This window comes from Roseateles sp. P5_B10 (genome assembly GCF_056400485.1).
In genome coordinates, this window is the sequence record NZ_JBFULE010001410.1 from 1 (window position 1) to 772 (window position 772).

1 protein-coding gene and 1 pseudogene are annotated in these 772 nt (G+C 66.6%); both read left to right on the forward strand.

All coding sequences use genetic code 11. The annotated features are described in order from the left end of the window. Positions 1 to 351 (forward strand): annotated as a pseudogene (locus tag AC1DU6_RS33655) (L-aspartate oxidase); the annotation flags it as partial. Positions 352 to 460: 109 nt separating this feature from the next. After that, positions 461 to 661, forward strand: a complete 201-nt coding sequence (locus AC1DU6_RS33660; protein WP_056195652.1) for a putative motility protein — start codon at positions 461 to 463, stop codon at positions 659 to 661. Positions 662 to 772: the final 111 nt, after the last annotated feature.

Sequence of the window (772 nt, forward strand, 5' to 3'; positions counted from 1 at the left end):
GACGAGAGCCAGGTCGAGAACGCCGACGAGCAGGTCGTCATCGCCCACAACTGGGACGAACTGCGCCTGTTGATGTGGAACTACGTCGGCATCGTGCGTACCACCAAGCGCCTGGAGCGCGCGCTGCATCGCATCAAGCTGCTGCGCGGCGAGATTGATGACTACTACGGGAGCTTCCGAGTCACGCGCGACCTGCTGGAGCTGCGCAACCTCGTCGAATGCGCCGAGCTGATCGTGCGCTCGGCCCTGATGCGCCACGAGAGCCGCGGCCTGCACTTCAGCCGCGACTACCCGCGCACGCTGCCGGTGAGCTTCCCGACGGTGTTGATCAGCAAACGGCGCCGACGCTAGCACCGAGCGCGGATATGCCGGGCCTCAGCTCTTCACCATACAAGCTCGCCTTCGTGCCAGGCTGCTCGTTCCGACTCAAGTTCTGATCAGGCCTGCCGATACATGCGAGATGGACATCGCCAACTCCGCCAGCGTCAACATCGCGTCGAGCAATACCCAAGGGGCAGCCGATGCGGTCGGCCTCCTGGTGCTGCGCAAGGCGATCGACATTCAGGCGGCGGGCGCCATGGCCCTGCTCAGCGCGCTGCCGCAGCAGCCGGCACTGGCGACCGAAGGCACGCTGGGGCGCAACGTGAACGTTTACGCCTGAGTAAGACCGGGGCGCGGTTCACGCGCCCAGAATCCCCCGACCACCGCGCATCGCCCCTCTGCCCCAACGCGAGACCCGGCGCCGGCATAGGGCATCGTGACGGGCGTGGGC